This window comes from Marinobacter lipolyticus SM19 (assembly GCF_000397065.2).
GTDB lineage: Bacteria > Pseudomonadota > Gammaproteobacteria > Pseudomonadales > Oleiphilaceae > Marinobacter > Marinobacter lipolyticus.
In genome coordinates this window covers 81,865-105,885 of record NZ_KE007329.1, presented here as the reverse complement: position 1 = coordinate 105,885, position 24,021 = coordinate 81,865, and the positions used below count along the sequence as shown (strand labels likewise).

Annotated in this window: 21 protein-coding genes; 16 read left to right on the top strand and 5 right to left on the bottom strand. The window is 57.4% G+C overall.

Annotation, left to right across the window (positions count from 1 at the left end; all coding sequences use genetic code 11):
• On the bottom strand, positions 1–486 hold the full coding sequence (locus MARLIPOL_RS17385) for a regulatory protein RecX (RefSeq protein ID WP_012139647.1): 486 nt from the start codon (positions 484–486) through the stop codon (positions 1–3).
• A gap of 176 nt (positions 487–662) precedes the next feature.
• Here MARLIPOL_RS17385 and MARLIPOL_RS17380 point away from each other — a divergent pair, with 176 nt between their 5' ends.
• Positions 663–3,134, top strand: coding sequence for a DUF349 domain-containing protein (locus tag MARLIPOL_RS17380; protein WP_012139646.1), 2,472 nt, complete (start codon positions 663–665; stop codon positions 3,132–3,134).
• A gap of 82 nt (positions 3,135–3,216) precedes the next feature.
• On the opposite strand, the gene MARLIPOL_RS17375 is transcribed toward MARLIPOL_RS17380, so the two are convergent.
• Positions 3,217–3,480 carry a late competence development ComFB family protein gene (locus MARLIPOL_RS17375; RefSeq protein WP_012139645.1) on the bottom strand — a complete coding sequence of 88 codons (264 nt, stop codon included), beginning with the start codon at positions 3,478–3,480 and terminating at the stop codon, positions 3,217–3,219.
• Between the two features lie 187 nt (positions 3,481–3,667).
• Between MARLIPOL_RS17375 and MARLIPOL_RS17370 the strand changes: the two genes are divergently transcribed.
• From MARLIPOL_RS17370 to MARLIPOL_RS17355, 4 genes are all read left to right on the top strand, one after another.
• The gene (locus tag MARLIPOL_RS17370) at positions 3,668–4,876 is read left to right on the top strand and encodes an acetyl-CoA C-acetyltransferase (RefSeq protein ID WP_012139644.1); all 1,209 of its coding nucleotides are present in this window, start codon (positions 3,668–3,670) and stop codon (positions 4,874–4,876) included.
• A gap of 33 nt (positions 4,877–4,909) precedes the next feature.
• Complete coding sequence (locus tag MARLIPOL_RS17365) at positions 4,910–7,060, top strand: 3-hydroxyacyl-CoA dehydrogenase NAD-binding domain-containing protein (protein ID WP_012139643.1); 2,151 nt, start codon at positions 4,910–4,912, stop codon at positions 7,058–7,060.
• 261 nt (positions 7,061–7,321) lie between these two features.
• Complete coding sequence (locus MARLIPOL_RS17360) at positions 7,322–9,478, top strand: carboxy terminal-processing peptidase (RefSeq protein ID WP_012139642.1); 2,157 nt, start codon at positions 7,322–7,324, stop codon at positions 9,476–9,478.
• 34 nt (positions 9,479–9,512) lie between these two features.
• Positions 9,513–10,226 carry a helix-turn-helix domain-containing protein gene (locus MARLIPOL_RS17355; RefSeq protein ID WP_012139641.1) on the top strand — a complete coding sequence of 238 codons (714 nt, stop codon included), beginning with the start codon at positions 9,513–9,515 and terminating at the stop codon, positions 10,224–10,226.
• On the opposite strand, the gene mtnA is transcribed toward MARLIPOL_RS17355, so the two are convergent.
• Entirely contained in the window at positions 10,215–11,279 is a 1,065-nt protein-coding gene (gene mtnA, locus MARLIPOL_RS17350) for an S-methyl-5-thioribose-1-phosphate isomerase (RefSeq protein ID WP_012139640.1), read from the bottom strand. The two genes, MARLIPOL_RS17355 and mtnA, sit on opposite strands and share 12 nt — an antisense overlap.
• A gap of 183 nt (positions 11,280–11,462) precedes the next feature.
• Here mtnA and MARLIPOL_RS17345 point away from each other — a divergent pair, with 183 nt between their 5' ends.
• The 8 genes from MARLIPOL_RS17345 to rdgC all read left to right on the top strand — a co-directional run bounded on the left by MARLIPOL_RS17345 (position 11,463) and on the right by rdgC (position 17,295).
• On the top strand, positions 11,463–12,794 hold the full coding sequence (locus tag MARLIPOL_RS17345; protein WP_012139639.1) for a TRZ/ATZ family hydrolase: 1,332 nt from the start codon (positions 11,463–11,465) through the stop codon (positions 12,792–12,794).
• Positions 12,795–12,846: 52 nt separating this feature from the next.
• Positions 12,847–13,575 (top strand): bifunctional 2-polyprenyl-6-hydroxyphenol methylase/3-demethylubiquinol 3-O-methyltransferase UbiG, encoded by a 729-nt coding sequence (ubiG, locus tag MARLIPOL_RS17340; protein ID WP_012139638.1) that lies wholly within the window; start codon positions 12,847–12,849, stop codon positions 13,573–13,575.
• Positions 13,572–14,231 (top strand): HAD family hydrolase, encoded by a 660-nt coding sequence (locus MARLIPOL_RS17335; RefSeq protein WP_012139637.1) that lies wholly within the window; start codon positions 13,572–13,574, stop codon positions 14,229–14,231. The genes ubiG and MARLIPOL_RS17335 overlap by 4 nt, the downstream gene beginning before the upstream one ends.
• 51 nt (positions 14,232–14,282) lie before the next feature.
• Complete coding sequence (locus MARLIPOL_RS17330; protein WP_012139636.1) at positions 14,283–15,032, top strand: YciK family oxidoreductase; 750 nt, start codon at positions 14,283–14,285, stop codon at positions 15,030–15,032.
• On the top strand, positions 15,032–15,265 hold the full coding sequence (locus tag MARLIPOL_RS17325; RefSeq protein ID WP_012139635.1) for a glutaredoxin family protein: 234 nt from the start codon (positions 15,032–15,034) through the stop codon (positions 15,263–15,265). Before MARLIPOL_RS17330 ends, MARLIPOL_RS17325 begins: the two co-directional genes overlap by 1 nt.
• Before the next feature lie 12 nt (positions 15,266–15,277).
• Positions 15,278–16,048, top strand: coding sequence for a peroxide stress protein YaaA (gene yaaA / locus MARLIPOL_RS17320; RefSeq protein ID WP_012139633.1), 771 nt, complete (start codon positions 15,278–15,280; stop codon positions 16,046–16,048).
• A 27-nt stretch (positions 16,049–16,075) separates the two neighbouring features.
• Entirely contained in the window at positions 16,076–16,276 is a 201-nt protein-coding gene (locus MARLIPOL_RS17315) for a DUF2788 domain-containing protein (RefSeq protein WP_012139632.1), read from the top strand.
• An 89-nt stretch (positions 16,277–16,365) separates the two neighbouring features.
• Positions 16,366–17,295, top strand: a complete 930-nt coding sequence (rdgC, locus tag MARLIPOL_RS17310; protein WP_012139631.1) for a recombination-associated protein RdgC — start codon at positions 16,366–16,368, stop codon at positions 17,293–17,295.
• A gap of 52 nt (positions 17,296–17,347) precedes the next feature.
• On the opposite strand, the gene MARLIPOL_RS17305 is transcribed toward rdgC, so the two are convergent.
• The gene (locus MARLIPOL_RS17305; RefSeq protein WP_012139630.1) at positions 17,348–20,092 is read right to left on the bottom strand and encodes a bifunctional acetate--CoA ligase family protein/GNAT family N-acetyltransferase; all 2,745 of its coding nucleotides are present in this window, start codon (positions 20,090–20,092) and stop codon (positions 17,348–17,350) included.
• A gap of 201 nt (positions 20,093–20,293) precedes the next feature.
• On the opposite strand from MARLIPOL_RS17305, the gene MARLIPOL_RS17300 reads away from it, so the two are divergent.
• A complete protein-coding gene (locus MARLIPOL_RS17300) occupies positions 20,294–21,220 on the top strand; it encodes a histone deacetylase family protein (RefSeq protein WP_012139629.1) in 927 nt (308 codons plus the stop codon).
• Here the strand turns inward: MARLIPOL_RS17300 and MARLIPOL_RS17295 are convergent.
• On the bottom strand, positions 21,217–22,086 hold the full coding sequence (locus tag MARLIPOL_RS17295) for a flagellar protein MotY (RefSeq protein WP_051123180.1): 870 nt from the start codon (positions 22,084–22,086) through the stop codon (positions 21,217–21,219). The genes MARLIPOL_RS17300 and MARLIPOL_RS17295 overlap by 4 nt on opposite strands.
• A 207-nt stretch (positions 22,087–22,293) precedes the next feature.
• On the opposite strand from MARLIPOL_RS17295, the gene pyrC reads away from it, so the two are divergent.
• Together pyrC and rnt are read left to right on the top strand one after the other, a co-directional pair.
• Positions 22,294–23,331 (top strand): dihydroorotase, encoded by a 1,038-nt coding sequence (gene pyrC, locus MARLIPOL_RS17290; protein WP_012139626.1) that lies wholly within the window; start codon positions 22,294–22,296, stop codon positions 23,329–23,331.
• Between the two features lie 53 nt (positions 23,332–23,384).
• On the top strand, positions 23,385–24,021 hold a 637-nt coding region (gene rnt / locus MARLIPOL_RS17285), incomplete at its 3' end, for a ribonuclease T (RefSeq protein ID WP_012139625.1).

The window sequence follows — 24,021 nt, the reverse complement described above, 5'->3', positions numbered from 1 at the left end:
TCAAAACAGTCCGTCTTCGGGATCGACAAAATCAAGCGCCGCGTCGATATGATCAGCGGCAAACCCACGACGGGTCAGGAACCGCGCCTGCCTTGCCTTCTCCTCCCAGTCGTCATGTATATTCGTGCCGCCAAAACGCTTTACCCGTAACCGGATGGCCATCTCTGACCAGTCATTGTCATCTCTTTCATCTACGCAGTCCGGCGTACGATGGACGCCCCGCTGCTGAAGCTCAGCCTGGATACGCAACGGACCGTATCCAAGGTCCATCCGTTGGCGGGCGTAGACATCGGCAAAACGATCATCGTCAAGCCATCCTTCTGCTTCATAGTCATCCAGTACTCGTTCGATGACGCCGTTTTCAATCTTCCGCTGCCGCAACTTCAGGCTGAGCTCCGCCCTGCTATGCTCTCGCCGGGCCAACAGGCGCAACGCGACCGAACGGGCTTTGTATTCCTGATCATCCGGATTTTCCTGTTTTGCCATCCTGACCCTTCCCGCAAACACAAACAAAACGCTAGACTAGCCCACTTACAAAAGCGGCTGCCGATTATTCTCGCAGTCCGCTGACTTCTCCGGCCCCTGCTTTGGGATGCCGATGGTCGGTGCCGGCACACTGTGCCCCACACCGGGAACTGGTTTCAATATTCAAGGATACCCTGATGGCTGCATTCATCCAGAAACTGTTCAAGAATCGTAAATCCACCGGCAAATCCGGAGCGACACCGGGTACGGCAAAAACCGTCCCCTCACCCAAAGCAGACACCCCGGAAGTGGACCCCAGAAAAGAACAGCGCGCGGAACAACTGCAGCAATTGGCGAACACCCCCAGTGGTGAACGGCTGGAACAGCTGGCGATCAGTGGCTTAACCGCCGACATCCGAAGCGAAGCGGCCAGACAGATTACTGACAAATCCCGCTTGCAGCGAGTGCAGAAAGAAGCCAAAGGCCGCGATAAAACTGTGTACCAACTGGTTCGCCAGACCTTGCAGGATATCCGCAGCCAGGAAGAGCAACAACAGAAAACCCGGGAACGCATCCATACGCTGGTGGTCCAGGCTGGCGATCAGGCCCGCAGCGAAGACACCAAGCTGTACGAGGCGCGCCTGGATACCCTGCTGAAACAGTGGTCGGAGGTTGAACAGGAAGCCTCAACAGACCAGACCACCGAGTTCCTGGAATCGGTTCGCCGTTGCCGGGAAAGGGTTGAACAACTGAAATCTGAAGCGGAACAGGCAATCCGCCAGCAGGAACAACAGAAGCAACGTTCGGAAACTCTTGAGTTGCTACAAACAACACTGGATGAGCTCCGGCAACAATCACCGGATGAGGCACCCTCCCTTGCATCGCTGGATGCATTGCAGAAGACCCAGGAAAATCGCTGGTTGGAAGCCACCCGGGAAACAGCAGTAGAGAAGCACGAACAGAAAACCTACGAGAACCGGATGCAGCCCCTGCGTAACTATATTGCAGCGCTGAAACGGCTTGCCCAGTACAAGGGAGAGCTGGCCGCCATCACAGAGGGGCAGCCCGGGGACGAAAACGTGCAACGTACCGCAAAGGAGCTGATCAAGGCCATCGAATGGCCTGCGGAATTCGGTCGGCCAACGCAGCTGGCGGCAGCCTATAAGGTAGCGGGCACTGCGAAGGCAAACGCACCCCAAAAACCCGACAGCGAGGAACAGAAGCAACAGGCCGAGGCTCTGAAAGCCACCCTGGAAAAACTCGATGCAGCGCTTGAAGCCAAACAGCTCAAGGAGTCCAAACAGTTGTTCAAGCATGCCCAGCATCAACTGAAGGATCTGGACCACCGACACAGCAAACCAATGCAGTCACGTATACAGTTACTGGGCGGGCAACTCAGGGAACTGACAGATTGGCAGGGCTTTGCGACCCAACCCAAACAGATAGCCCTGTGCGAACAGATGGAATATCTGGCGACCCAGCCAATGGAGCCGGAAGCCAAGGCCGAGCGAATCCATGAACTTCAGAATGAATGGCGGGAACTGGGTGGTTCGTCTGACCGTGCACTTTGGAGCCGCTTCAAGGCTGCGTCGGACAAGGCTTACGAACCCTGCAAGGCTTATTTCTCAGCAAAATCCGGTCTCAAGCAGGCCAACCTGGAGAAACGAAAGGCAATCTGCGAGGAACTGGAGTCCTTCCTCAACAATGCTGATTGGTCCACCATCGACTGGAAATCTGCAGAGCGCATCCACCAAACTGCACGTCAGGAGTGGAAAGCAGCGTGGCCCATTGAGTTTCGTGATAATCGTCCGGTTCAGAAACGATTTGATGGCCTGCTGAAAAAGCTGGAATCCCCCCTGGATACCGAGCGCCAGAAGAACGAAGCTTTGAAGCAGGACATTGTCGAGCGTGCCAATGCCCTGATCAGCCACGAACCCCTGACCGAAGCAATGAATCTGGCCAAGTCACTGCAAACCGAATGGCAGCAAATTGGCATCACCAGACACCGGGAAGACCGCAAACTGTGGCAGGCCTTTCGCAAAGCCTGTGACGAAATCTTCGCGCGTCGCGATGCCCGGAAGTCTGAACAGCAGGAGGCCACCCGGGAAGCTGACGAACGAGCGGAAGCTGTGCTTGCCACGAGCCAGGCCCTGGACAGTGATAAGCCTGATAGCAGTACTATTGAAAATGCCCTTGGCAACCTCAAAACTCTCGCACAGGATGCCGTTTCGCCACAGGTCCGGGAACGTATAGCACAAGACAAGCGCCGATTAACCCAGATGCTGGAAACCCTGAAGGTCAGGGGCGAAGTGCAATCCTGGCAGGCCCATGTGCAGGCCCGACTTGACGGAAATCTGAACACCGCCGACCTTCCGGATTCATGGCAGTCGCTCGCCAGCGAGTCCGACGCCATGGATGCCGGGGAGTTGGTCATTCGTGCCGAAATTCTTACTGGTTCTCCCTCTCCGGACTCGGATCAGGGGCGGCGAATGGAGATTCAGGTCCAGCGCCTGGCTGATGGGATGGGGAACTCAGGCGGTACGGATACGAATAAGAACAAACAACTGGAATCGCTGGTGGCAAACTGGTGTACACAACAACCAGAGGACGCGCTTGACAGTCAGTTGGCAGCCCGCCTCAACAAGGCGATCGGGACGCTGGTCGGTTAATAGCGATCAGTCTCGCAGATGGCTATTGATCACGCTGATGACTCTCAATCTCGCTGATGACTCTCAATCTCGCTGATGGCTCTCAATCTCGCTGATGGCTCTCCACAAAATCCCTGGCCTCCTGAACGGCGGCCAGGGATTTTTGCTTCATGGCCCTTAGTTCGTCATCTCCCAGGTAAAACATCATATCGATGGAATGGCGGTAGTAGCGTGTTGGCAAACGGTTAAGTGCAACGCACATCACATCTGTCAGGAAGTCGGCGGTATCGGAGTCCTGTCGGGTGGCGTCGATTGCATCCTCCACCAGCCGCTCATAGAAATTATTGATTCCGTCTCTCAGGGACATCCTCACCCTCCAGTTTACTCATGCCTGTGCTTAAACCATAGATCCCCCCGGCCACCTTGTCATGGAAGCTGTGAGCACTTTCGCCAATGCGATTGGCAGCCGGCGTCATTACGCGGGGCATCCGCAACCGGCTATGGTTACACCATCAGACAAGTGTCTTGAAACAATAACCACCAGAGGAATAGCAATGACCACCGAAGCGTATATCTTCGATGCAGTACGCACCCCCCGGGGGCGCGGCAAGAAAGACGGCTCCCTCCATAGCGTCAAGCCCATTACGCTGCTGACCACCGTTCTTAACGCACTGCAGGAGAGAAACAACCTGGATACCGCCCAGGTAGACGACATCGTGATGGGGTGTGTCACTGCCGTTGGCGATCAGGGGGCGGACATTGCCAAAACTGCAGCTCTGGCAGCCGACTGGGATGAGAAAGTGGCCGGCGTTACCCTGAACCGTTTCTGCGCTTCCGGCCTGGAAGCCGTCAACCTGGCAGCCATGAAGGTACGCTCAGGATGGGAAGATATGGTGGTGGCCGGCGGTGTAGAAGCCATGTCCCGCGTCCCCATGGGCTCTGACGGTGGCGCCTGGGCCACCGACCCCGCCACCAACCTGCACACCGGCTTCATGCCCCAGGGCATCGGTGCCGACCTGATCGCAACAATCGAAGGCTTCAGCCGCGAAGATGTCGACAGTTTCGCAGTGAAATCCCAGCAAAAAGCAGCCAATGCCTGGGAAAATGGCCATTTCATCAAATCCATTGTTCCTGTCACTGACCAGAACGGTGTCATCATCCTGGATCGCGACGAACAGGTCCGCGCCAACACCACGGTGGAATCACTGGCAGGACTCAAACCGTCTTTCCAGATGATGGGCGAGATGGGCTTCGATGGCGTCGCACGGGAAAAGTACCATTACGTGGAAAAGATCAACCACGTCCATCACGCCGGTAACTCCTCGGGCATTGTGGACGGCGCCACCGCCTTGCTGATTGGCAGCGAAGCCAAAGGCAAAGCCCTCGGTCTTAAGCCCCGGGCTCGCATTGTGGCAACCGCGGTTACCAGCACCGACCCCACCATCATGCTCACCGGTCCTGCTCCCGCAGCCCGCAAGGCGCTGGAAAAGGCCGGCATGACTGTCGACCAGATCGACCTGTTTGAAGTGAACGAAGCGTTTGCATCCGTGGTCATGCGCTTCCAGAAGGAACTCTCTGTTCCAGATGAAAAAGTGAACGTCAACGGCGGCGCCATTGCCATGGGCCACCCCCTGGGAGCCACCGGCGCGATGATCGTAGGCACATTGCTCGATGAACTTGAACGCCGCGAGCTGCGCTACGGTCTGGCCACCCTGTGTGTGGGCGGCGGCATGGGTATTGCCACCATCATCGAACGCGTCTGAGCCCGACACTTTTTCTGACAGGAGAACCAAATTATGAGCGCCATCCAATACAACCTGGGTTCAGATCAGATTCTGACCCTGACCATCGACATGCCGGGCCAGTCCGCCAACACCATGAACGCGGACTTCCGCCAGGGACTGACCGAAACCGTGGCCCGCGTGAAACAGGACCTCGACAACATTCGCGGCATCATCGTGACCTCCGCCAAGAAAACTTTCTTTGCCGGGGGTGACCTGAAAGAACTGCACAAAGTCACCCGCGACGATGCCCAGGCCTTCGAGGATATGGTCAACGGCCTGAAAGCGGAAATGCGCGCCCTGGAAACCTGCGGCAAGCCTGTGGTTGCGGCCATTAATGGTACTGCACTGGGCGGGGGCCTGGAGATTGCCCTGGCCTGCCATCACCGCATTGTCCTGGATAACGACAGCATCCAGTTGGGTCTGCCCGAGGTTACCCTGGGCCTGCTGCCCGGCGGTGGCGGGACCCAGCGTCTGCCGCGGATGATCGGCCTTGAGGCCGCGTTCCCATTTCTGATGGAAGGCAAGAAGGTCAAGCCCAAGGCAGCCCTGAAAGCCGGTATTGTCAATGAGCTGGCGTCATCCCCCGAAGACATGATGACGAAGGCCCGCGCCTTTATCGAAGCCAACCCCAAATGCCAGCAACCGTGGGATCAGAAAGGTTTCAAACTGCCCGGCGGTGCGCCCCATCACCCGGCGATGGCACAGAAGCTGGCGATTGCCCCGGCCATGCTCAAGCAGAAGACCAAAGGCTGCTACCCGGCACCGGAGCGCATTCTCTCCGCCGCCGTGGAAGGCGCCCAAGTCGATTTTGATAACGGCAGCCTGATTGAAACCCGGTACTTTGCCGAGCTGGTCATTGGTCAGGTGGCCAAGAACATGACCGGCACTTTCTGGTTCCAGCTGAACGCCATCAACGCTGGCGGCAGCCGTCCCGAAGGTGTTGAAAAAGAAACCTTCAAAAAAGTCGGTGTACTGGGCGCGGGCATGATGGGTGCAGGCATCGCCTACTCCACCGCAACCCGCGGCATTGAGGTCGTCCTTAAGGACGTATCGGTGGAAAACGCGGAGAAAGGCAAAAGCTATTCCGAAAAACTGCTCGCAAAGAAGGTCAGCCGTGGCCGTATGACCGAAGAGCAGAAAGCCAACGTCCTGGACCGTATCAAGGCCACAGATTCCGCAGACGACCTGGAAGGTTGCGACCTGGTGATCGAAGCCGTCTTCGAGGACAGCGGCCTGAAAGCCAAGGTCACCCAGGAAGCAGAACCCAAGCTGGTCAACAACGGTATCTTTGCCTCCAACACCTCGACCATTCCCATTACGCAATTGGCCGAGGCCTCCGCCAAACCGGATAACTTCATTGGCCTGCACTTCTTCTCTCCCGTGGACAAGATGCAGCTGGTTGAAATCATCGTTGGCGAGAAAACCTCCGAGGATACCCTGGCAAGAGCATTCGATTACGTTCAGCAGATCGGCAAGATCCCGATTGTGGTCAATGACAGCCGCGGCTTCTTCACCTCCCGGGTATTTGGCACCTTCGTCAATGAGGGCATCTCCATGTTGGGCGAAGGTATCCATCCCTCCAGCATCGAAAACGCAGGCGTTCTGGCGGGCATGCCTGTGGGGCCGCTGGCGATCTCCGATGAAGTCAGCATGACCCTGATGCAACACATCCGCGCCCAGAGCAAGAAGGACACCGAAGCCGCCGGTGGCACCTGGCAGCCCCACCCGGCAGAGGCGGTGATTGATCAGATGGTGGACATCCACAATCGCAAAGGCAAGGCCGCCGGCGCCGGGTTCTACGATTACCCCGCCAACGGTAAGAAATATCTTTGGCCAGAACTGGAAAATCTGTACGTTGACGCCGAAAAGGCCAGCGCCGTGAAGCTCCAGGACCTGAAAGATCGCATTCTGTTCATCCAGGCCATTGAAACAGTCCGCTGTCTGGAAGAAGGCGTTCTCAAAACCGTGGAAGACGCCAATATCGGCAGCATCTTCGGCATCGGGTATGCCCCCTGGACTGGTGGCGCCATCCAGTTCATCAACCAATACGGCGTGAGGGCCTTCGCGGAACGGGCCAAGGAACTGGCGGATCAGTATGGTGACCGCTTTGCTCCACCGGCATTGCTGCTGGAAAAAGCCGAAACCAACGCGCTGTTCTCGTAACTGGCGGGTTACGGGGGCTACCAGGCCCCCGTAATACCCTGCTCGCTCTCCTGATTCGACTACAAACCTGCCCACATCATGGACAGATTGTCACGAACCGATACGTCGGGGCTATGGCAACCGTTATAACGCTTGCCTACAATAAATCCATGAGCCAAATTCGGCGATACCCGTCAGGCGTATCTGTTCCATGGGGACCTACCCACGCAGTTTACCCGCCAGACCTATCTGTATTGCCATGCACCGTCAGGTAAAACGTTTATGAGCATCGCGCAACGATTGATCACCAGAAACATGCAAGCCCGGCCCCTGGTCAAAGGCATCACTCTCGCTCTGATGCTGGCCATGCCGTTTTCAGTCTCTGGCGCTGTCGATCGGGACGCACAGTATGAACCAGTCACACCAACGGTAGAGCAGGCTCGCGCCAATATATTGATCGCCCGCCAGCTGCAGTTCACCCATTTCCGAAATCTCGGCATCAACGACTCACTCTCCGGTGACGTTTTCGATGCTTATCTGGACTACCTGGACGGCCAACGGATTTATCTCACCCAGGAAGACATCCGGAAATTCTCGGCAATTCGCATGGGGCTCGGGTCTGCCCTTAAAACCGGGCAACTCCAACCCGGCTTTGACATTTACAACCTGGTCCAGCAACGGATGATTGAGCGCCTCAACTTTGCTCTCTCCCTCATCGACCAGGGAATCGACAACCTGAACTTCAACACCGAGGAAACCATTCGCCTGGATCGGTCCGAAGCAGAGTGGGAACCCAACAAAGAAGCTCTGGACTCGCTCTGGGTAAAACGGGTCAAGAATGCGGTCCTGGCGCAGCGGCTGAACGGCTCAGATGACGAAGCCATTGAAGAAAGCCTGCGCCAACGCTACGAAGGCCAGCTCAAGCGCGCCTACCAGGCCCGCAGTGAGGACGCTTTCCAGGCCTACATGAATGCCTTTGCCGGCATGTGGGACCCCCATACCTCATACTTCTCACCGCGCACTTCCGAGAACTTCAATATCAACATGAGTCTGTCACTCGAGGGGATTGGCGCGGTCCTCCAGGCCGACAATGAATACACCAAGGTGGTCCGCCTTGTTCCGGGCGGCCCCGCAGCCAAGCAGGGTCAGCTCCAGCCGGCGGATCGCATTGTCTCGGTGACCCAGGAAGATGAAGAAAAGCCGGTTAACGTCATCGGCTGGCGCCTGGACGAAGTCGTGGACCTGATTCGCGGCCCTCGGGAATCCACGGTGACTCTGGAAGTCATTCCCGCCAGCGCTACCGACGAAACCGTCACCAAAACGATTGCCATCCAGCGTGACAAGGTCAAACTGGAGGAACAAAGCGCAAGCAAGGACGTCATTGAGCTTGAGCGGGGTGGCCAAAGTTACCAGATTGGCGTCATCAACATTCCAACCTTCTATGCGGATTTCAAAGCCATGCAGGAAGGTGACCCCAACTATAAAAGCACGACGCGGGACGTACGCGACCTGATAGAAGAGTTGAAGGCGGACGGCGTAGACGGCGTGGTAATGGACCTGCGCAATAACGGTGGCGGTGCATTGCACGAAGCCAATGATCTGGTGGGCCTGTTCATCGACCAGGGCCCGACTGTGCAGATCCGCAACTCCAACAACGACGTTCAGGTTCTGACCGATCAGGATCCGTCGGTTGCCTATGACGGGCCGCTGGTGGTGCTGGTAAACCGCATGAGCGCATCCGCTTCGGAAATTTTTGCGGGAGCCATTCAGGATTACGGACGCGGCCTGGTGGTGGGTTCCCAGACCTTCGGCAAGGGCACTGTACAGGCGGTACGTCCGTTGAACCACGGGCAGCTGAAAATCACCCAGTCGAAATTCTACCGGGTATCCGGCGGCTCCACCCAACACAAGGGCGTCATTCCGGATATCGAGATTCCTTCCCGGGTCGACAAGACCCGTATCGGCGAAGACGCTCTGGATCATGCCCTGCCCTGGGACCAGATTGAAGCAGTGCCCCATGCCCGTTATTTCGACTTCAGCGGCGTAATCGACGAACTGCGCCAGCGCCATGAAGATCGGTTCGAGGCCAGCCCGGAATTTCGCCTGTTGCAACAGGAAATTGATTTCCTGAAGGAGCAGAGGGAGTTGGAGTCGGTAAGTCTGAACCACGATCAACGCAAGGAGCACCAGTCCCAGATCGAGCATACTCGCCTGACCATCGCCAACGCACGTCGTGAACTTCGTGGTGAAGAGCCGTTCGATACATTGGAAGAACTGGATGACTGGCAGGATATCCAGGCAGCGGACCTCAACAGCACCGACGAAGAACTCGATTTCATCATCCGCGAGGGCGGTCACATCATGGCTGACATGCTTGAGCTGGATCAGCGCATGGCATCCATTCTGAACCCAAGGCAAATCACAGCACAGGCGCGCTGAGACAACGCGTGAAACCGAACCAGCAAGGCTGCCAATGACCGCCAAAGACGACGATCGTAAGAAAGCACAGATGCTTCAGGGCATGCTTATGGATGCCATGCATGCCATGAAGTCCCTGGAAGAGGTGGAAGGACTGGAGCAGGGAGACGACGCCCGAGACCAGAAATCCCTGGTTAATCGCATCACCGGCATGACCGGTTCCGCTCTGCGTTTCGCCGCCCGCTCAACCGATACGTCCCTGCGGGTTGGTCGGGCGTTGATTAATTCCCAGGATCAGTTGCGAATGATGCTGACGGCGGGACAATCACTCAAGGACATCCGCGAGGTCGCGGGGCTGACCTTATCCGAAATGAGCGAGGCACTGAACCTCAAGGACAAGTCTGTTCTGGAAGCCGTGGAAAATGGCACCGCGACACTGTCATTCGAGCTTATTCTCCGGCTTGCCGCGCTGATCGCCCGCAACGATCCGATTCCCTTCATCCTGCGCACCACGCGCAATTACAACCCCGAAGTCTGGCAGATTCTCAACGACTGGGGTATCGGCCGGCTGCCTTTACAGTTCGAACGGGAGCGGGAATTCATCAACATTTTCCGTCGCCACGACGACGCCCGGACTCTCTCCGACGAAGGGTTCCAGAAGGTCCTGGAGTTCACCCGGCAAAGCTTTGAGATGTCTTTGCACTTCGTTGAGGAACAGGAACAGAAAGTGGCTGAACTCCAGGAAAAATACGAGGGTTCAGCCGAATAGCGCCCTCATGCCCGTAATATTGGGGTTATGGACAACCCCTTTCTCGGTGACAATGGCATCGATCAGGCTGGCGGGCGTCACATCAAAGACCGGGTTGAATACACGCACGCCTTCCGGCGCAACAGGAACACCCTTGATCTGTCTCACCTCACTGCCGTCACGCTCCTCGATAGGGATATCCTGTCCCGACGCCAGGGCCATATCGACGGTGCTTGAGGGTGCCACCACCATAAACCCCACCTTGTGATGGCGTGCCAACACCGCCAGGCTATAAGTACCGATCTTGTTGGCGACATCACCATTGGCCGTGATCCTATCGGCTCCTACAACAACCCACTTAACCTCGCCCCTGGCGAGAATCGCAGCAGCCGCTCCATCTGCATTCAGGGTGACGGGGACACCCTCCCGAGCCAGTTCCCACGCCGTCAGACGGCTACCCTGCAGCCAGGGGCGGGTTTCATCGGCATACACCCGCTTCAACAGATTTTCCTCATGAAGACGGCGAATCACACCCAGGGCCGTGCCATAACCTCCGGTTGCCAGAGCCCCTGTGTTGCAATGGGTCAGTACCGAAAACGGCTTGTCCGGGGCCATAAACTCCAGGGCACGGTCTGCCATCGCCAGGTTGGCCGCCAGATCGTCCTCATGGATACGCACCGCCATCGCCGACAGACGCTTGACCGCCTCGTCCAGGGAATGGCAGCCATGGAACTCCTTCTCCATGATCTGCAAGGCCCAGAACAGGTTGACCGCAGTCGGGCGCGATGCCGCCAACTCACGGATAGCCTGTTTTATTTCAGCCTGCCAGTCACCACCACCCGCATGGCGAGCCGCCAGTGCCACACCATAAGCGGCACTGATACCGATGGCAGGTGCTCCACGCACCACCATATCGCGAATACACTGGGCTACACCGGAAGCGCCTTCCAGTGTAATCCAGTGTTCCTCCGCCGGCAGAAGCCGCTGGTCCAGCAGTTCCAGGCTGCTTTCATGCCAACGCATGGCGACAGTACCCATTGCATGGTTTGCGGACGGATTGGATGACTTCGGCATCAGTGAACTCCGATAGATTAAACCCATGACGTAAGCCCGCCAGTATACCTGCCTTGAAGCGATATTCTCAGCCCTGAATCCAGGGTAGTTCTCCGGGCGGCGGCTGGTTATACTTTCCGGCTACATTCTCCGGGATCTGTCCATGGTGACAGGAGCCCGAACCGCACCCAAAAGGCAGGGTCAATGACGGCAGATACCATTACTGCAGCCGATATTCGCATTAACGCCCGCTGGCTCGTTCCGGTGGAGCCCGCTAACACCGTACTGCACAACCAGGCAGTGATTATCCAGGGAGACCGGATTGCAGCGGTGGTATCCCGGGAAGAGGCCGATGCCCGTTTCCGCGTCCGTGAAACCATAGACCTGGACCACCATGTGGTATTGCCGGGTCTGATCAACATGCATGGCCACGCTGCCATGTCACTGTTCCGGGGCATGGCGGACGACCTGCCGCTGATGACCTGGCTGAACGATCATATCTGGCCCGCCGAGGGTGCATTCATCAATGAGGCCTTTATTGCCGATGGCACCCAGCTGGCTATGGCCGAGATGCTGCGCACTGGCACCACCACCTTCGCTGACATGTACTTCTTTCCGGAGATCGTAGCCCAGATGGCCCACGATGCCGGCATGCGCGCGCAGGTCTGTTTCCCTCTCCTGGACTTCCCGACACCCTGGGGCTCGGGTCCGGATGAGTATCTCGACAAAGGCGCCGCCTTTATCAGGGATTGGCAAGGAGATGATTACATCATGCCTGCCATCGGTCCCCACGCACCGTACACAGTATCCGATGATCCAATGGTGCGAGCGGTGGCCCTGTCTGCCGACACCGGAGCGCCAATCCAGATTCACCTGCACGAAACAGAGTTCGAGGTCACGGAAGCGCTGGAAAAGTCCGGCAGACGTCCTACGGCAAGGCTCGCAGAGCTGGGTGTTCTGGGCACACGCACCCAGTGTGTGCACATGACCCAGATTGACGAATCCGATATTGCCTTACTGCAACAGTCCGGTGCCCATGTTATCCACTGCCCGGAATCCAACCTCAAGCTCGCCAGCGGGCTGTGCCCGGTGCAGAAGCTGGAAGAGGCCGGCATTAACGTGGCCATTGGAACCGACGGCGCCGCCAGTAACAATGACCTGGACCTGTTTGGGGAACTTCGCACCGCAGCCATGGTCGCCAAGGTGGTGGCCGGGGATGCAGCCGCGCTGCCCGCCCATCAGGCCATTGCCATGGCCACCATACAGGGTGCCAGGGCACTGGGTCGCGAACACGATCTAGGGTCACTGAAAGCTGGTAAGCTGGCAGATATCATTGCTGTCGATTTGAGCGACCCCTTCCTGCAGCCGGTATATGATCCGGCATCGCATCTGGTATACAGCAACCACGGCCGTCAGGTCAGCCACAGCTGGATCAACGGCATTCCCCAGGTCCAGGAAGGTCGGCTGACCCGGATCGACGTGCCGGACCTGATGCTCAGGGTACAATCCTGGTCTGACCGGATTCGTAAGCAATAAGGCAGGCACTTCCTTTCGCCGTTACCCTATTTTCAATCAGGCAGAACTGACTATGAACAACCAGAATGTAGATCACAACGAAATCGCCAAGTTTGAGGCCCTTGCCAGCCGCTGGTGGGATCCGACCAGCGAGTTTCGACCGCTGCACGACATCAATCCGCTGCGGCTGAACTACATCGACGAACGCGCTCCACTGGCTGGTAAAAAGGTGCTGGATGTGGGCTGTGGTGGAGGCCTGTTATCAGAAGGCATGGCGCGCCGCGGCGCCCACGTCACAGGCATCGATATGGGCGAAGCCCCTTTGTCGGTGGCCAGGCTGCACGGACTGGAGAGCGGTATCAAGGTTGATTACCGACAGATCACCGTGGAAGCATTAGCGGCAGATCCGGAACACGCCGGGCAATACGATGTGGTGACCTGCCTGGAAATGCTGGAGCATGTACCCGACCCATCATCGGTCATCAAGGCCTGTGCTGCCATGCTCAAGCCCGGCGGCCACCTGTTTGTCTCCACCATCAACCGCAACCCCAAGTCCTTCCTGTTTGCTATTGTCGGCGCGGAATACGTGCTGGGCTTACTGCCGAAAGGTACTCATGAGTGGCGCAAGTTCATCCGCCCATCGGAAATGTCGGACCACTTGCGTCACGCAGGGCTGGACGTCCGTGAGCTCACCGGGATGACCTATAACCCGGTCACCAAGGTTTACCGCCTTGGACGGGATGTGGACGTTAACTACATGATGCACGCCCTGGATACCCGGGAAGGTGACCCGCAACTGTGAACCAGCAACCTTCGATCGTGCTGTTCGACCTGGACGGCACACTGATAGATACCGCGCCGGACTTTATCCGCTGCCTGAACCTGTTGCGGGTCCATCACGGCATGGAATCTCTACCACCGGAAACCATCCGCCACTCCGTTTCCAACGGCGCACGGGCAATGATCCGTGTTGGTTTCGGGCTGGAACCGGAACACCCGGATTACCTGGAGAAACACACGGCGTTTCTGGACCTGTACGAGGAAGGTGTCGCCATTGAAACCCGGTTGTTCGAGGGAATGGACGCTATTCTCAGTGATCTGGAGTCACGGGACATTCCCTGGGGTATTGTCACCAACAAACCGGTGCGCTTTGCGGCCCCCCTGATCGAAGCCCTCGGCCTGGCACAGCGTTGCGCCGTAGTGGTCTGTCCGGACCATGTCACCCATCGCAAACCCCACCCGGAAGCGCTTCATCTTGCCTGTCAGCAACTGAGCACAGACCCGGCTGAGGGTATCTACGTAGGCGATCATGAACGTGACATTGAAGCTGGCCGAAATGCCGGCATGACCACCATTGCCGTGCGTTATGGCTACATTGAAGAGCCTGAAACCGTTGACTTGTGGCAAGCAGATCTGGTGGCCGACACCGTCCAGGACCTGGCAAAACTGTTACAATAGCCCCATTCAAATGTTGGACCCACATCGGTTTCCCCAAATCGGAGACAGGTTATGCAAGATTATCAGGCACCAGCAGATCTGCTGAAAGACCGTATCATCATGGTGACCGGAGCCGGAAGCGGCATTGGCCGTGCAGCTGCCAAGGCTTACGCCGCCCATGGCGCCACTGTGATTCTGCTCGGCCGGACCGTATCAAAGCTGGAATCCGTCTACGATGAAATCGAGGCCGCCGGCCACCCCAAGCCAGCGATAGTGCCCCTGAATCTGGAAGGTGCAGCGGTCAAGGAATACGAAGAACTGGCTATGACCATCGAAGACAACTTCGGTCGCCTTGACGGTCTGTTGCACAACGCCGGAATCCTCGGCACCCGCAGTCCGGTGGAGATGTACGATCCGGAAACCTGGAACCAGGTTATGCACGTCAATGCCACTGCCCCGTTCCTGCTGACCCGCGCCGTTATTCCCTTGCTGCGCCTCTCTACTGGCGCTTCGGTCATCTTTACTTCGTCGGGCGTTGGGCGCAAGGCCAAAGCCTACTGGGGCGCTTATGCGGTCTCGAAATTCGCAGTTGAGGGACTAAGCCAACTGCTGTCAGAAGAGCTGGATGACGAACGCCACAATGTGCGCGTCAACAGCCTGAACCCGGGTGCCACACGGACCAATATGCGCGCCCACGCATACCCGGCAGAAGATCCCCGGCAAAACCCGGCCCCGGAAGAGCTGATGCCAACCTACCTGTACCTGATGGGTAAGGACAGCGCAGGCATTAACGGTCAACAACTGGATGCTCAGCCAAAATAATGCAGCTGCTGTTTTATACCACGTCCCAATGCCATCTGTGTGAACTGGCGGAAGCCCTGCTTGTAAACACTCCCATGCCGGCGCCTATTCCGGTGGATGTGATCGACATTGCCCAGTCCGAGGAACTGGTGAACCGTTACGGCACCCGCATCCCGGTGTTACGCCGCAACGATACTGGCGCCGAACTGGACTGGCCATTTACCCGGGACCAGCTACTGACTTTTCTTCAATGAGGACAGCCTGACATGTTGATGGTTATTTCCCCGGCCAAAACCCTGGATTACGAAAGTCCACTGGCAACCGAGCACTTCAGCCAGCCGGATTTCCTGGAAGACGCCTGCGAACTGGTGGACCAGTTGAAAACGCTGGAGCCCCATCAGGTCAGCAACCTGATGAGCATCAGCGACAAGCTGGGACAACTGAATGCCGACCGGTTCCAGCAATGGCACACGCCATTTACACCGGAGAATGCCCGCCAGGCCATCCTCGCTTTCAAGGGCGATGTTTACACCGGCCTGGATGCCGAAAGCTTCAGTGAAAAAGAGTTCGAGTTTGCCCAGAACCATCTGCGCATGCTGTCCGGTCTCTACGGCGTGCTCAAGCCGTTGGATCTGATGCAGCCTTACCGGCTGGAGATGGGCACCAGGTTTGAAAACACCCGGGGCAAGGATCTCTACGCCTTCTGGGGTAACCGGATTACTGATGAACTGAACCGGTTGCTGGCTGAGGATGACGATGTTCTGGTGAACCTGGCCTCCAACGAATACTTCAAAAGCGTTCGCAAGAAGGATCTGCAAGGCCGCCTGATCACGCCACAGTTCAAGGACTGGAAGAACGGCCAGTACAAGATGATCAGCTTCTATGCAAAGAAAGCCCGAGGTTTGATGTGCCGGTATGCCATTCAGAACGGCATTACCCAGGCAGACGATCTGAAAGGCTTTAACCTTGATGGTTACTATTTCTGCGAAGAACAGTCAGACCAGAACAACTGGCTGTTCCTGCGGGATGAACAGTAACCCTTATCAGCATTTCCGGAGTTTTGAATGAACGAAGCAGTCTTTTCCCAGATTGCCATGCTGGTCCTTCTCACCGGCCTGATCATCTGGATGGGTTTTATCGTCTGGGATCTCGCCAAGAAGTCTCAGGCCGGCCGTTTTGGCACCATTGCCCTGTTTACGGTGTTGGGCGCAGGCGTCGTCGGCTTCATTGTGAAAACCGTCATGGTAGAAGTCATGCAGCTGTGATGTGCCGCCAGCGTTAGCACTTTACGGCCACTGACCGGTGGCCGTATCATCCTTTCCCCATTTTGAAACTCTGACAAGGATCGACCCTGATGTGGTTTCGTAATGCCCGTGTTTTTCGTTTTACCAAGCCTTTCGATATTACCGCTGAAGCTTTGGAAGAAAAGCTGCAGAGCGATGTATTCAAGCCTTGCGGCCCACAGGAAACCACACGACAGGGATGGATTCCGCCGCTTGGCAAACACAGCGACATGCTGGTGCACAGCACCAACGGCTACCACCTGATCGCACTGCGCAAAGAGGAGAAAATCCTGCCCGGCCCAGTAGTGAAAGAGCTGGTTGAAGAGCGTGCCGAAGCGATTGAAATCGAACAGGGACGCAAAGTACGCCGCAAGGAAAAAGACGAAATCAAGGAACAGGTGATGCTGGAAATGCTGCCCCAGGCCTTTTCCAAGAACCGTCGCTGCTTCGCCTATCTGGCCCCCAAAGACGGCGTGCTTGTCGTCGACGCCGGTTCTTCCAAGCAGGCCGAGGATCTGGCGTCATTCCTGCGCAAAAGCCTTGGTTCCCTGCCCGTCCGGCCGCCGGCTGTAGAGCAGGCACCGGCCTTCACCTTCACCGGATGGCTGAACGAAACCGTAGATCTGCCAGCCACCGTGACCCTGGGCAGCGAATGCGAGCTCAAGGATCCATCCGAAGATGGTGGAGTTGTGCGTTGCAAAGGGCTTGATTTACAGGCGGACGAGATCCGCAACCACCTTGATACGGGCATGCAGGTGACCAAGCTGGCCGTCACCTGGGACGACAGCCTGTCGTTCGTACTGGATGAGGAACTGGGGATCCGCCGGCTCAAGTTCGGCGATACCCTGCAGGAGAAACTGGACGACGTGGATGCCGATGATGCTGCCGCCCGATTTGATGCTGCTTTTGCGCTGATGACCCTGGAACTGGCAAGGCTCATTCCGGGCCTGCTGGAAGCCCTGGGTGGTGAAGACCGCTCAGCGATTGTCGACGAGGCCTGAAGCTAGTGTCCCGCAGTAGGTTAACGAATTAGCCAGACGGGACACTTGGCTGTCAGTGGGAGCTCTTGAGCAGACGCTCCCGCTGCCAGTCCTTATCCGGTTCGTTCAGCACCAACCGCAAATCCATCACTTCCTCTTCCATGTTGTACTGAATCTCGAACCCGAGGTGCTCCGCCAGCTGTAGCATGGGCCGGTTATCCGGCAATACGTTACCGACCATTTCCACGGTCCCCCGTGACCGGCAGTAATCGATCATCTTCTGCATCAAGGCAACACCGAGGCCTTCCCCCTTCATGTTGTCGTGCACCATGACGGCGAACTCACAGCGAAGATTATCGGCGTCGGTCCAGACGCGGACGGTTCCCAGGGTTTCCTCCCCTTCGCCGTCTTCCCTCGGGGCATTCGCGATGAAAACCATTTCCCGGTCATAGTCGATCTGCACCATCTGGGCGACGTCTTCGCGGGAGAAATGCTTGCGATACTGAAAGAAACGGTAGCGGATGGACTCCGGTGACTGCAGCTCGTGGAAGACCCGGTGAGCCGGTTCGTCCTCCGCCAGCACCGGTCGGATAATCACCCGGCGACCGGACTTTGGCAGCATGATCCATTCTTCCAGTTCCCGGGGATAAGGCTGGATGATTGGTCGCCCGGGTTTGTCGTCCAGGTCGATGGCAATGTTCACCGCGACGGCGCCCTGTTGGTTGAACAGCAGTGGCGAAATTTCCAGTCCGCGGATCTCAGGAATATCGATCACAATCTGGGACAGGGTTACCAGGGTTTCCGAAACCGCCCGGATGTCCTCCTCGGGCTTCAGGCTGTGCTCCTTCAGCAGCTTGTACATATAGGTTCGGCGCAACAGCTCCCGGGCCAGCACCATGTTCAGGGGCGGTAGCGCAATCTGGCGGTCGGTCATGACGTTGATCTGGGCACCGGCGGCGCCACAGACCACCAGTGGCCCGAAAACCGAGTCCCGGGTAATACCGACGCTGAATTCGATCCCTCCCACATGCTGGTAGGATCGCTGCACCGCAAAGCCGAGGAACCCGCTATCCGGGAAATGCTGCTGGTACTCGTCTATCAGTACCCGACAGGATTCAATGATCGCGGCTTCACTGTTAAGTTTCTGAATGGTCCCCTTGAACCGACGCTGGCCGGTACTCAGCTCCAGAAACGGGTAACAGGTCTGCTGATGAATCACCGTGATATCCACCGGGCGGCGCTCTACCGCGAATGCCTCCAGAACCTCTTCCACATCATCGCAGTAAATGGTTTCAATCGTATTGATACCGTAATCCCGAACCACTTCCCGTGCTTCGCGATTCGATAGATGCATCCGCCCGGAACGCAGGGCTCCCACCACCACACGGCGAGTCTGGGTCCGGTCATCAAAGTGGTCCGTGAAAGACTCCGGGGTTTCCGTGAGTAGACGCTGAACCCGCTGGTGACGCACATGCTGCATAAAGGCCATCACCGCTTTCTCCGGGTTAAAAAACGACGGCAGCCCGGCGCGGTAGAATTCATCACGGGCATCCATCACGGTGCTCTGCCCCAACCAGCAGGTAAACACATTCAACCGGCTACCCTTGGCGGCATGAACCACCGCATCGGCGATCTGCAGGCTATCTTCCGTCAGGCTGGGAGCGTACATAACCAGGACATTCGCCACTTCGGGATCCTTGGCGAGGATCTTGATGGCTTTGGCGTACAGTTCCGGTGACGCATCGTAGTTGAGATCAATGGGGTTCTTCCGGGTCCAGTAAGGGGGCAGATTCTCCGCCAGCGCCTCGATGCTGGATTCCGAAAGTTGTGCCAGCTCACCACCCAGATCGATCAGCCGGTCAACCGCCAGCACGCCCGGCCCCACACCATTGGCCATGATTGCCAGGGTCTCCCGACGCAAGGGACGCATCCGGGTCAGAGTCTCAAGGGCATCGAACATCTGGCCAAGGCCATCCACCCGCAGCACACCTGCACGCTGGAGCATGGCATCGTAGATCGGGTCGCTACGTGTGACACCCGCCGGCAGCTGATGGGCAAACCATTCCGATTCCGGCGTGCGTCCGCTCTTGACCGCAATAACCGGCTTGGTGCGGGAAGCAACCCGCACGGCCGACATAAAGCGCCGGGGGTTGGGGATATTCTCGATGTGCAGCAGGATGGCGCGGGTCTGGCTGTCCTGGGCGAGGTAATCGATCAGGTCATCGTGGTCGATGTCCATGCCGTCGCCAAGGGTCAGGAAGTAGGAAAAGCCCACACCCCTGGCAAACGCCCAGTCGATGATGGAGCTGGCCACGGTACCGGACTGGCCGACAAAAGCGACCTTGCCCGGAATAGCGCCCATATGGGCATAAGTTGCGTTCAGGCTTCTCGCCGGCACCATCAGCCCGATGGTATTGGGCCCCAACACCCGGATTCCGGTCTCCCGGGCGGCATCCCGAACCGAATACATCAACGGCTGACCGGTTTTACTGTGGGTACGGGACATCCCGCCAGTCATTACGATAGCGGTACGTACCCCCGCCTCCCCAAGTTTGCGCACCATTTTGGGCACCGTGTCCGGCGGTGTACAGATAATTGCCAGATCCGGGCAGAATTCCATTTTCGAAACCTTCCGGACACAAGGCACGCCGTGCACGTTGTCGTAGTCGTTCTGGTTGATGACCAGGAGTTGCCCCGGATAGCCGCCCCCCAAAAGATTACGCAACACCATGCCGCCAAGGTTGTCCGCCCGCTCGGAAGCACCAATCACCACAATGGACGATGGGTTAAAAAGACTTTCCAGATAGCGGGTGCTCAAGCGCAAACTCCTTGCCGTTTTCAATCATTGATGAGGCTATCCTTATCTTAGGCGGTTGTTTCCTGATGTAAAATGTCGATTACCCCTATAAGACCAAAGAAACACGGCAACCACGTATCATCCCTGATAATATTGATGGAAATACAAGCAAAAACCTCGCATGCGGAACACACATGCAGGAAACGAGTAGTCAGGATCCGTATGACCACAGCTTTCTTCTCTCATGATGACTGCCTGAAGCACAACATGGGCCCGGAACACCCCGAGTCGCCGCAACGGCTCTCTGCCATCATCAGTTACCTGGCCGATTCCGGGGTGGGTGATACGCTGGACTGGGTGCGACCTGAGGAAGTAACTCGGGACCAGTTACTGACCGTCCACCCGGAAAAATACCTGCACCAGCTGGACCTGATGCAACCGACCCGTGGTCGAGTCTTCACCGACCCAGATACCGCCATGATGCCCGACACCCTGCGCGCAGCCAGGCTGGCAGCGGGCGCCAACATCCAGGCCGTCGATATGGTGATGAGCTCTCAGGTCACCAATGCCTTCGTCTGCGCACGGCCGCCCGGGCATCATGCCGAGCGCAGCAAGTCCATGGGGTTCTGCTTTTACAACAACGTTGCCCTGGCCGCGATGCGGGCACTGAACTTCCATCACCTGGAGCGGGTCGCCATCATCGATTTCGATGTGCATCAGGGCAACGGCACCGCTGACATTATTGGTGGTGACGAACGCATACTGATGTGCTCCAGCTTCCAGCATCCGTTCTACCCTCACTCCCACGTACACCGTCAGCCGGAAAATATCGTCAATATACCCATTGAGTCGAACTGTTCGGCACTGGACTACCGCAAAGCCGTGGAATCCGGCTGGCTGAAAAAGCTGCAGGACTTCAGGCCCCAGGTGATTCTGGTGTCGGCAGGGTTCGACGGTCATCGGCTGGACCCGATGGCGGAGCTGAATCTGGAGGTGGAGGATTATCGCTGGCTGACAGAAATGATCACCAGCGTGGCCAGTGACCACGCCAATGACCGGGTCATTTCAACCCTGGAAGGGGGCTACCACCTGAGGGCGCTCGCAGAAAGTGTCAACGCCCATCTGGAGGTATTAAGCTCGGCGCATTAACCGGAGTATCCAGCCTCATACCCGTTGGCTTGCTGGAGTTCCGGCCGTTCACCCTGCCGTTGCAGGCGAATGGTGGTGCGCCGGTTGTCGGCGGGGCGTCGGGAAGCCGGGTACTGGTCAGCGTGGGCGCGAACGGTGATCAGGTCCTGAGGCACGCCCTTCTCGATCAGATAATCCGCGACGGCATTGGCTCTCTGTTCAGACAGAGCACGATTATCGATGCGACTGCCGCTGCTGTCGGTGTGGCCATCGACGAAGATACGCTCCACCGTCGAATCCGCCTGCACATAGGTCACAATATTATCCAACAATTCCCGATCCCCCTCAGCAAGGCTGGTACTGCCCGCTCGAAACGGAATCCGGGAGCGTTTGATCTGATCGTAGTTTACCGGCAAAAGGTTGGTGGTACAGGCGCGGTAACTTTCATACTGGCCGGCAAAATTGATGTTGGAAACCCGCACCCGAACCGGACTGCGGTCGTACCAGGATTCCCGCGTCACGGTGGGAGTCATGCCATCCAGGAGTCCCTGGGCTATCAACATAGCCTGGCGGGAACTGAGAGCCACTGGCCGCCGGCCTTCACCGACATTGACGGCACCAACCTTGCGGGGAGCAGCCCCCGGACGCCAGACTGGCGCCTCCACTACGAGACTGCCCTTGCCCGGTCGCATCAATGCCGTATCCGATTCAAGGTAAAACGACAGCTGCTCTCCGGCCTTGTGGCGGAAAACAGCCCGGCCATATCCAGGCACTTCATGGACCATGGAGCATTCAAATACCGACTCCGAAACGTACCACTGGCTGTTTTCGATACCGGCACCAAAACTGGACGACAATGCTGCACCACTGGCTCCCATCAACACCATGGAGGCAAGCGCGGCTGTACGCGGGAACAAGGTTGAGAGTCTGACCATGGCATCTATCCGTCAGTATCTGGGTTGCTCCCCGTTTAACGGCAGTCGCAATCGTTTCTTTAGCCCCTGCCCGGAAACAATTGCACACGGCATCTGGTATAATCCCGCCAAATTTTACGCCGGCATCCGCCCGGCCCTACAAATAGCTGGAAACGCTGCATGACTGAACAACTGACCATCACCCGACCCGATGACTGGCACCTGCACGTAAGAGACGGCGCCGTTCTGAATGATGTGGTGCCGGCCACCGCCCGGTGTTTTGGCCGTGCGATCATCATGCCCAACCTGGTGCCACCGGTGACCACCGCGAGTGACGCCATGGCTTATCGTCAGCGTATCCTGAGCGCCGCCGGTGACATCCCGTTCGAACCGCTGGTGACTCTTTACCTGACTGAATCCACCACGGCTGAAGACATCCGAGAAGCAAAATCCGCTGGCGTGGTCGCCGCCAAACTGTACCCGGCCGGAGCCACCACCAACTCCGCCTCCGGTGTGACCGACATTCGCAACATCTATCCCGTGCTGGAAGCCATGGCCGATTGCGGCATGCTGTTGCTGGTCCACGGCGAAGTGACCGATACGGATATCGATATTTTTGATCGGGAAAAAGTGTTCCTGGAGCGTGTACTGACGCCGACCCTCGCCGCGTTCCCGACTCTCAAAGTCGTACTGGAACACATTACTACCGCCGACTCCGCCGAGTTTGTCCGCCAGCATAAGGGCGGCAACCTGGCGGCAACCGTGACGCCACAGCACCTGATGTACAACCGCAATCACATGCTGGTGGGCGGCATTCGCCCCCATCTGTACTGCTTGCCAATCCTGAAGCGAAACCGGCACCAACAAGCGTTGCGGGAAGCCGTTGCCAGCGGTGACAAGCGCTTCTTCCTGGGCACGGACTCCGCGCCCCATGGCAAGGACAAGAAAGAAGCATCCTGCGGTTGTGCCGGCTGCTACTCTGCCTACGGCGCGATTGCCCTGTATGCGGAGATTTTTGAGGAACTGGGCATTCTCGACAAGCTGGAAGCATTTGCCAGCTTCAATGGAGCGGATTTCTATGGCCTGCCACGAAATTCCGACACCATTACCCTCGTCAGACAAAGCTGGACGATGCCCGCGGAACTGCCACTGGCAGACGGCACCATTGTCCCACTTCGCGCAGGCGAAACCATGAAGTGGCAGCTGACGAGCGCCTGAACCGGACATCCTTTACCTTTAACCCGTACCCCGGCCAATCCCTAGGAGTTTGAGTGACTGACGAAAACAAAGAACCGCATCCGATGGCGCGACGTTTCCGGGGATTTCTCCCGGTGGTTGTTGATGTCGAGACCGGTGGCTTCAACCCGGAAAAAGACGCCCTTCTGGAAGTGGCTGCGGTGCTGTTGACGATGGACGAAGACGGCTGGCTGAGGCGCGCGGAAACCCACGTTCAGCAGATCGACCCCTTTGAAGGCGCGAATCTGGAACAGTCCGCGCTCGATTTTACCGGTATTGATCCCTGGAACCCGGAGCGTGAAGCTGTGCCCGAGCGGGAAGGCCTGAGTGAGATTTTCAGTCCGATCCGCAAGGCCGTCAAAGCCCACGACTGCAAACGAGCGGTCCTGGTGGGACATAACGCGACGTTCGATCACAACTTCGTATTCGCAGCCGCCCTGCGTTCAGACATCAAGCGTAACCCTTTCCATCCGTTCTCGACATTCGATACCGCAACGCTTGCCGGGTTGGCCTATGGCCATACCGTACTGGCACAGGCGTGCAAACTGGCCGGCATTCCCTTCAGTAACAAGGAAGCACACTCGGCGGCCTATGATGCGGAAAAAACCGCCGACCTGTTCTGCGGTATCGTCAATCGCTGGAAAGAACTTGGGGGATTCCCTCCGCCCCTGC

Coding starts and splice junctions, on each gene's coding strand:
- MARLIPOL_RS17365 (WP_012139643.1), top strand. CDS start 4,910: ATGAGCGCCATCCAATACAACCTGGGTTCAGATCAGATTCTGACCCTG.
- yaaA (WP_012139633.1), top strand. CDS start 15,278: ATGTTGATGGTTATTTCCCCGGCCAAAACCCTGGATTACGAAAGTCCA.
- MARLIPOL_RS17355 (WP_012139641.1), top strand. CDS start 9,513: ATGACCGCCAAAGACGACGATCGTAAGAAAGCACAGATGCTTCAGGGC.
- MARLIPOL_RS17295 (WP_051123180.1), bottom strand. CDS start 22,086: ATGGTGTTGATGGGAGCCAGTGGTGCAGCATTGTCGTCCAGTTTTGGT.
- MARLIPOL_RS17315 (WP_012139632.1), top strand. CDS start 16,076: ATGAACGAAGCAGTCTTTTCCCAGATTGCCATGCTGGTCCTTCTCACC.
- MARLIPOL_RS17345 (WP_012139639.1), top strand. CDS start 11,463: ATGACGGCAGATACCATTACTGCAGCCGATATTCGCATTAACGCCCGC.
- MARLIPOL_RS17375 (WP_012139645.1), bottom strand. CDS start 3,480: ATGTCCCTGAGAGACGGAATCAATAATTTCTATGAGCGGCTGGTGGAG.
- rdgC (WP_012139631.1), top strand. CDS start 16,366: ATGTGGTTTCGTAATGCCCGTGTTTTTCGTTTTACCAAGCCTTTCGAT.
- MARLIPOL_RS17330 (WP_012139636.1), top strand. CDS start 14,283: ATGCAAGATTATCAGGCACCAGCAGATCTGCTGAAAGACCGTATCATC.
- MARLIPOL_RS17360 (WP_012139642.1), top strand. CDS start 7,322: ATGAGCATCGCGCAACGATTGATCACCAGAAACATGCAAGCCCGGCCC.
- ubiG (WP_012139638.1), top strand. CDS start 12,847: ATGAACAACCAGAATGTAGATCACAACGAAATCGCCAAGTTTGAGGCC.
- pyrC (WP_012139626.1), top strand. CDS start 22,294: ATGACTGAACAACTGACCATCACCCGACCCGATGACTGGCACCTGCAC.
- MARLIPOL_RS17300 (WP_012139629.1), top strand. CDS start 20,294: ATGACCACAGCTTTCTTCTCTCATGATGACTGCCTGAAGCACAACATG.
- mtnA (WP_012139640.1), bottom strand. CDS start 11,279: ATGCCGAAGTCATCCAATCCGTCCGCAAACCATGCAATGGGTACTGTC.
- MARLIPOL_RS17370 (WP_012139644.1), top strand. CDS start 3,668: ATGACCACCGAAGCGTATATCTTCGATGCAGTACGCACCCCCCGGGGG.
- MARLIPOL_RS17325 (WP_012139635.1), top strand. CDS start 15,032: ATGCAGCTGCTGTTTTATACCACGTCCCAATGCCATCTGTGTGAACTG.
- MARLIPOL_RS17385 (WP_012139647.1), bottom strand. CDS start 486: ATGGCAAAACAGGAAAATCCGGATGATCAGGAATACAAAGCCCGTTCG.
- MARLIPOL_RS17380 (WP_012139646.1), top strand. CDS start 663: ATGGCTGCATTCATCCAGAAACTGTTCAAGAATCGTAAATCCACCGGC.